The organism is [Borrelia] finlandensis (assembly GCF_000181875.2).
Lineage (GTDB): Bacteria > Spirochaetota > Spirochaetia > Borreliales > Borreliaceae > Borreliella > Borreliella finlandensis.
In genome coordinates, this window is record NC_012265.1 from 22,738 (window position 1) to 29,578 (window position 6,841).

The 6,841-nt window shown below is 27.7% G+C and carries 7 protein-coding genes; 6 read left to right on the top strand and 1 reads right to left on the bottom strand.

All coding sequences use genetic code 11. The features are described from left to right. The first annotated feature begins 300 nt into the window (after window positions 1-300). Window positions 301-1,626, top strand: a complete 1,326-nt coding sequence (locus BSV1_RS05595; protein ID WP_012672962.1) for a DUF244 domain-containing protein — start codon at window positions 301-303, stop codon at window positions 1,624-1,626. A gap of 52 nt (window positions 1,627-1,678) precedes the next feature. Next, window positions 1,679-2,104, top strand: a complete 426-nt coding sequence (locus BSV1_RS05600) for a DUF261 domain-containing protein (RefSeq protein ID WP_010883833.1) — start codon at window positions 1,679-1,681, stop codon at window positions 2,102-2,104. Window positions 2,105-2,109: 5 nt separating this feature from the next. On the opposite strand, the gene BSV1_RS05605 is transcribed toward BSV1_RS05600, so the two are convergent. After that, window positions 2,110-2,886, bottom strand: a complete 777-nt coding sequence (locus tag BSV1_RS05605) for a tyrosine-type recombinase/integrase (RefSeq protein ID WP_002658529.1) — start codon at window positions 2,884-2,886, stop codon at window positions 2,110-2,112. A 435-nt stretch (window positions 2,887-3,321) separates the two neighbouring features. Here BSV1_RS05605 and BSV1_RS05610 point away from each other — a divergent pair, with 435 nt between their 5' ends. The 4 genes from BSV1_RS05610 to BSV1_RS05625 all read left to right on the top strand — a co-directional run bounded on the left by BSV1_RS05610 (window position 3,322) and on the right by BSV1_RS05625 (window position 6,841). Further along, window positions 3,322-3,846, top strand: a complete 525-nt coding sequence (locus tag BSV1_RS05610; protein ID WP_012672952.1) for an Erp family outer-surface lipoprotein — start codon at window positions 3,322-3,324, stop codon at window positions 3,844-3,846. Between the two features lie 38 nt (window positions 3,847-3,884). Continuing rightward, window positions 3,885-4,748 (top strand): hypothetical protein, encoded by an 864-nt coding sequence (locus BSV1_RS06930; RefSeq protein ID WP_158309988.1) that lies wholly within the window; start codon window positions 3,885-3,887, stop codon window positions 4,746-4,748. 177 nt (window positions 4,749-4,925) lie between these two features. Then, window positions 4,926-5,492 (top strand): DUF603 domain-containing protein, encoded by a 567-nt coding sequence (locus BSV1_RS05620; RefSeq protein ID WP_012672948.1) that lies wholly within the window; start codon window positions 4,926-4,928, stop codon window positions 5,490-5,492. Further along, on the top strand, window positions 5,489-6,841 hold the full coding sequence (locus BSV1_RS05625) for a PBSX family phage terminase large subunit (protein ID WP_012672723.1): 1,353 nt from the start codon (window positions 5,489-5,491) through the stop codon (window positions 6,839-6,841). The genes BSV1_RS05620 and BSV1_RS05625 overlap by 4 nt, the downstream gene beginning before the upstream one ends.

Below are 6,841 nucleotides of genomic sequence, written 5' to 3' on the forward strand. Positions count from 1 at the left end.
AGAAACATTTTATTTTTACTTTCTTTTAAATTTAGAACTTATTTGAATTTTTTAACAAGAAAATCTAAATAAGTTCTTTTATTTTAACAAATACAAAATAATTTTAATTCTAAATTGAGCTGAATTTAATTGTTTAGTGAGTTTATCTAAAATAAATTAAGCTAAGCCCGCGGCTTTATTAAGCTCTTTAACATGAGAATTTAATAAAGCTTTTATTTATTATAATAATTTTTGTAAAAAGCCTGACAAAAATAGTTTTTGCTATATAGTTATTTTTATAACATTAGTAGGAGGAAAAAGATGGAAAATCTTTCAAACAATAATAATCCACAAGAAAATATTCAAGGAGAGCTCAAAATGATAAGTATTAATCAACAAAGTTTTACTGGTTGTGAAATATTTGAGGAAAAATCTTCTCCCATTAAAGAAAAAAGTAAATTAAGTAAGATAGGTAAGAAATTGCCAGGAATAAGTAGTCAAGAATGTTTTAGATTTAATCGCAATATTGATTTTAGTGTGCAAAGAAACAAGTTAGATAAATACGGTGCTAGTGAAGTAGGCAATATTCTTGTTGGAGGTGCTGGGCTGAAAGATTTAATGATAAACAGAGTGCTTAAATATTTTAATATGAGTCTACCTTTTGAAGAGAATTTATATATGCTCAAGGGCAAAGAGTTAGAGAATTTAGGATTTAGAGAGTTTGTTAAAGCATACGGTGATAATATTGATATTTTATATAAAAATAAATATGCCAACGGTGTTGATAAGTATAATTATTTCAAAAAAATGGGCAGTTTAGAAACTTTAGTGGGCTCAACAATTGATGGCTGGTTTATCAATAATAATGGCGATTTAGAACTATTAGAGATTAAAAGTAGCGACTCTAATTATATGAGTAGTGCTATTGCTGAGTACAATAAAAATGGCAATTTTTTAAGCAGTAAATATTTTTTCAAATATTATGTACAAGCACAAATGCAGCTAGCATGCACTGGGCTTGAGTATTGTAATTTGTTCTTTTTAATAGATGCTGCACCAATTAACTGTAAGATTAAAAGAGATGAGGCCTTAATATCAAAAGTGTTTGAATTTGTTAATAAATGTGAATTAGAAATTATAAATTTAAAAAAAGATATTTATAGTAACTATAGAGAGGAATACTTAATGGCACATAATTTTAACGAGGATACGTTTATAAAACTTGTTGAAGATTTAGTAGAAAGGAGTGATTTTTATAGTTCTGGAGTTGAGTTTGATTGGGTAAGAGAATTTATAGAATATGTTGATTGTGCAGATCTTGAAATTAAGGATAATCAATCTGCTGAAAATCTTACGTATGATTTAATGGAGATTGATAGTCTACAAAAGGAATTAAATAGAATCCAAAACGAAAATAAAAAAAGAGAAAAGCCCATTAAAGATAGGTTGAAGATGCTAATTTACAATATTACAAATACATATCCACTAATTGAGCAGTTAAATTATAAATTTGGAGAGTTTGTGTTTACTCTTGACCCTAAGAAAAGGGCAATATCAGATAGATTGAAGGGACTACTACCAACAAGTGGTACAGTATTTTTCCCTAGCAATATAGCATTTACAAATAGTGTTAGTGTCCCCATGTGAATGGGTGCACTAAAAAATTAAAAAAATAAATTTAATATAGGAGGATTAATTAATGCTTATTAATAAAATAAAACAAGATAATAGAACTTTAAGACCGGAGATACAAAAATGGGGTTGTTACTTTTTGTGTCTACATTACTATACAAGTCTATTTAAGAAACGTGAATTTAATGCGTATGAGATAAATGCAGCGTATTATAGATTTATAGGACTTGGATACATTAAGAGTAATTGTTTTATTATAAATCCATGTATGATACTTAATTATTACGGAATTAGAAGTAGCGTGAGATATGAATCTTTAAATTATTTAGGTGCAGCCAATGAATTTGAAATAAGCGAAGTTAAAATCGATAAGGTTAATGGATATCACTTTATAGCAACAAAAAATAAAGAAATATTATATGATTCACTTGACTTGAAACCTCGTGGGAAAATATTTAAAGTAACTTCAAAGCGTATATTTAGACTAAAGTAGTTTTTTTAAAGTTTAAGGTTATTTTTCATGCATTTATAAGCGTGAATTTTGTTAGCAGCAGAGAGTCCATAAATATTATCAATTTCATTGGTTGAATGATATTTCATAAGTTCTTTAATCTGGAAAGAGTTATAGCCATTAGATTTTAAATTTGAAATAAATAAATTTCTAAATAAATGAAGAGATTTATTAGCACGAAAGCCTGATTTTTTAAGAAGAATTTTAAATTTTTTAGAAATATTGATAATGCTAATTTGATTATCTTTAAATTTATGTTTGGTTTTTTGGAAAAGGTAGGTACGCCTTGAGTCGAGATTTTTGTCATTAAAGTAATTTTCGTGAGCTTTTTGAATAGCCTCAAATTCTTCAGATTTGATGACAATTTCTCTAATGCAAGTGATATTTCTTTTTTTAGCTACATTTACTTTTATATTGTAGAAAGTTTCTCCAGTTTTGCTTAGTAGCGGGGTAATATCTTGCATTTTAACTTTTTGAATTTCTGCACCCCTGCACCCACTTATTGCGAGTAGATGTAGAAACCAACCAGAAATTGGGTCAGTTTGTTTTAATGTTTTGACGCATTTTTCAATTATTTTGCTACTTTTTGAGGTTAAATAAAACTTAGGAGTTGGTTTTGAAGCTTTTTTAGTAGGCTTAGAAGAAATTTTTAGTGAATTTTTAAGAATTTTATTTTCATTTACCACATTTTGATAATCTTGAAATAGTTTGAGCATAAAATCCATATTGAAATTATTTAAATTAAAATAATTATTAATATCCATAAAATCCTCTCCTTAGAAGTGTTACTTTTAAATTAAGTAAAAGTAATAAAAATTTAATAAAAATGCAATTTATATTTTATCAAAAACCTAAAATTTTAGTCAAATTTTGGGTGTTCTCATTGCATGCGAAATTTGGGTTGTGGAGTGGCTGTGATAAACAGAATAGGCATTTTTTGAGGGTGTCGGATAAGAAAGACAGTATACTTTAACTGATATATAGCAAAGACTATGAAATTTAATTTGTATGTGTTTTGTAGTCTCTTGTAATGACCCGACCATTTGCAATGGAGAGATTTTCAAGAGTTGTTTAAAATTACATTCAAGTTTTGTTACTATGTAATCCAAAATTTAACAAAATTAATTATTTAAATCTTTAAAAAATTGTATATAATAGGTATTGCATTATCTTTGAGATTTATGGAGTAGGAGTAAATTATGAATAAAAAAATGTTTATTATTTGTGCAGTTTTTGTACTGATAAGTTCTTGTGAAAATTTTAGAAGTAGTTTAAGTGATCAGGGTGGCTTAAGTGGGCAAGCAAGTAGTGATACAATAAAATTCTCTGAATTTACTGTAAATATTAAAAACAAAAAAGACAATAATGGGGATTGGAGCAACTTAGGAACTTTGGTTATAAGAAAAGAAGAAGATGGCATTGAAACAGGTTTAAATGTTGGGGGACATTCAGCTACATTCTTTTCATTAGAAGAATCAGAGGTTAATAACTTTGTAAAAGCAATGACTGAAGGTGGAGCATTTAAAGTTAGCTTATATTATGGATATAAGAACGAAGAAAGTGTTACAAATGGTATCGAAAATAAACAGATAATAACAAAGATAGAAACTATTAATGGTTCTGAACATATTACATTTTTAGGAGATAAAACTAATAATGGTGCAGGATATAAAATTGCTAAATATGCAATATTATTAGAAGAGCTTAAGAAGAATTTAAAATAGAATAGAAATTCCAATTATAGGAGAAAATAATGATAATTATGAATAAAAAAATGTTTATTATTTGTGTTATTTTTGCACTGATAAGTTCTTGCAAAAATTATGCAAGTAGTGAAGATTTAAAACAAAATGTAAAAGAACAAGTTAAGGGATTGTTAAAAAAGGATTTAATGCAGAGTGACTATCCAAATAATATTCTATTTGATCTTAATCCGCTTCCAACATTGCCAGTTAATAGTCTTGACAACGCACCCATATTAAAAACAACACAAAATGGTGTTCACAAAGAAGATAAAGGCAAAGAAGATAAAGGCAAAGAAGATAAAGGCAAAGAAGAACAAGAAAGAGAAGAAGAATTTAAAAGAAGAAGAAGAGAGAAATATAAAGAAGATCAGAAAAAAATGGAAGAAAGAAAAAAACAACTGGAAAAAAGAAGAAAAGAAAGAGAAGAAGAATCAAAAGAAAATCCTCTTGAAAAAATAACTAGAAATAAAATTAAAGAAGCTGTATCTAAAATAGATATTATAATTAGAAACATTGATGACGTTGAAAGGGAGCAATATACGACTGGGAAAAGTGTTGAAGATAATGTTACTTATCCTATATATGATGATATTACTGATGCTAAAGACTCTATATATAGTATGTGGGGAGAAAGCATAGATGATACTAATATTTATAATTTATTTAAAAACTTAAGAAATGCTAGAAGTGATTTAAGAAGCAAAATAAAAAATGATGATGATATAAATAAAAATATTGTAAAAGTTAGTGATATTAAGGGTGATTTAGGGAACTTAAAAATTTATTTAGTAAAAATTAAAGAATATCTTGAAAATTCTGAAAAGGAAGAGCTAATCTTAAAGGCTATAAAATGTGGAACATTTAATGAAGATTGTTATTAGTTAAATGTTAATAATTAATATTTTAAAATTTACTTAGCCTCTAAAAAGCAGAGGCTAACTTTTTCTACTGTAACATTTAAAGTATAGACCAGCAATTAATAAGTGTTAATAAATTATTAAATTGCTTTACTATTTAGAGTAATAATTTGTTAGTTTTGTTACCTTGGGATAATACTTTTGAAAAAAGTGAAAAGATCTTTTGATGATTATGTGGTGTATTTTAGAGAAGGATCATTAAATGATAAAGAAATAGCATTTAGACTAGGAGTTTCTAGAGTAAATGTGTGGAGAATGAGGCAAAAATGGGAGAGTGGAGAGGGTTGTGTTAACGAGAACTCTAGAGTAACAATTAGTGAGGATACTTTTGAACACCTTGTAGCACAAACTTTTAGATTGGAAGTTAAAGCTAAAAAAGTTAAGGGAGAGCTAGATTTAGAGCGCTCTAATTTAGAATTAGGATTTATACGTGCGTTTAGGCAATATTCTAGTATTGAACTTTCTAATATGCTTTCAAAAGTAGACGATTTAAGATTTAAAATTGACTCTTTAGATAAAGAAAGTAATAAAAAAAGTGAAAAAGTTGTTAATGAAAAGATTAGTTCTTTAAAAAGCGAGCTTAATGATCTTATAAAAGAGTGTTCAATAAGAGAAATGGAGCTTTACTATGAATGTATGAAAAGACTTGCTGCTGCCCATGAAGTGGATAATAAAAGTAACTACAAAAATAGTAAAGGGTACAAGTGAACTTATATCAAACGAAACTTTTTACAACACTTCAAAAGCAATACAAAAATCAGTTTGGAGTTGATATATCACAATTTGTTAAGCCAGCAAACTCTGTAGTTAATTTTAATCAGTTTGAAGAAAAACATTTAACTGTTAAGCAAAAAAATGTTATCAAAAGAATTGAAAAAAATAATGAAAAGAAGATTATACTTAGTGGTGGTATAGCTAGTGGCAAAACGTATCTTGCATGTTATTTTTTTCTTAAAAGTTTACTTGAAAATAAAAAGCTGTATTCTAGTGATACTAATAATTTTATTATAGGCAATTCTCAGCGTTCAGTTGAAGTTAATGTTTTGGGGCAATTTGAAAAGCTATGTAAACTTCTCAATATTTCTTATGTTCCAAAGAATACAAATAATTCATATATATTCATTGATTCACTTCGTATTAATTTATATGGAGGGGATAAGGCAAGCGATTTTGAAAGGTTTAGGGGTAGTAATTCAGCACTTATTTTTGTTAATGAGGCTACTACTTTACACAAGCAAACTTTAGAGGAAGTTTTAAAAAGACTTAGGTGTGGACAAGAAACTATTATTTTTGATACTAATCCGGATCATCCAGAACATTATTTCAAAACTGATTATATTGATAATACGGCGACTTTTAAGACATATAAGTTTACAACTTATGATAATGTTCTTCTTAGTAAAGGATTTATCGAAACGCAAGAGAAACTCTATAAAGATATACCAACATATAAAGCAAGAGTTTTGTTAGGAGAGTGGATAGCAAGCACTGATTCAATTTTTACACAAATTAATATTATTCAAGATTATGTGTTTACTAGTCCAATAGCATATTTAGATCCAGCATTTAGTATTGGGGGAGACAACACTGCTTTATGTGTTATGGAGAGAGTTGATGATAAGTATTATGCTTTTGTATTTCAAGATCAACGACCAGCTAATGATCCTTATATTATGAATATGGTCAAAACTGTTTTAGAAAATTTCAATGTACATACACTTTATTTAGAAGATAGAGATAACACGAAAGGTGCTGGTGGATTGACTCGTGAATATATAATGCTTAGGAGCAATATGAGCCAATATTTTAGAATTGCGCCGGTTAAACCAAAGTCTAATAAGTTTGGTAGAATATCGACTTTAATTACACCTTTTACTTACAAAAAACTTTACATTGCAAAGTACAGCAGTTCTTCTGTATTTAATGATATCTATGCGTATAAAGGCGATAACAAAACCCATGATGATTCTCTTGATGCAATATCTGCTGCATATTTGATGTTGTCTTTAGGATATAAAGAGAAAAGTGTCCATTTTGGCAATCAAAGATTTTTGTAA

Excerpts from the sequence above, each read along its gene's own strand:
- BSV1_RS05595 (WP_012672962.1), top strand. The coding sequence starts at position 301 with ATGGAAAATCTTTCAAACAATAATAATCCACAAGAAAATATTCAAGGA.
- BSV1_RS05600 (WP_010883833.1), top strand. The coding sequence starts at position 1,679 with ATGCTTATTAATAAAATAAAACAAGATAATAGAACTTTAAGACCGGAG.
- BSV1_RS05605 (WP_002658529.1), bottom strand. The coding sequence starts at position 2,886 with ATGGATATTAATAATTATTTTAATTTAAATAATTTCAATATGGATTTT.
- BSV1_RS05610 (WP_012672952.1), top strand. The coding sequence starts at position 3,322 with ATGAATAAAAAAATGTTTATTATTTGTGCAGTTTTTGTACTGATAAGT.
- BSV1_RS06930 (WP_158309988.1), top strand. The coding sequence starts at position 3,885 with ATGAATAAAAAAATGTTTATTATTTGTGTTATTTTTGCACTGATAAGT.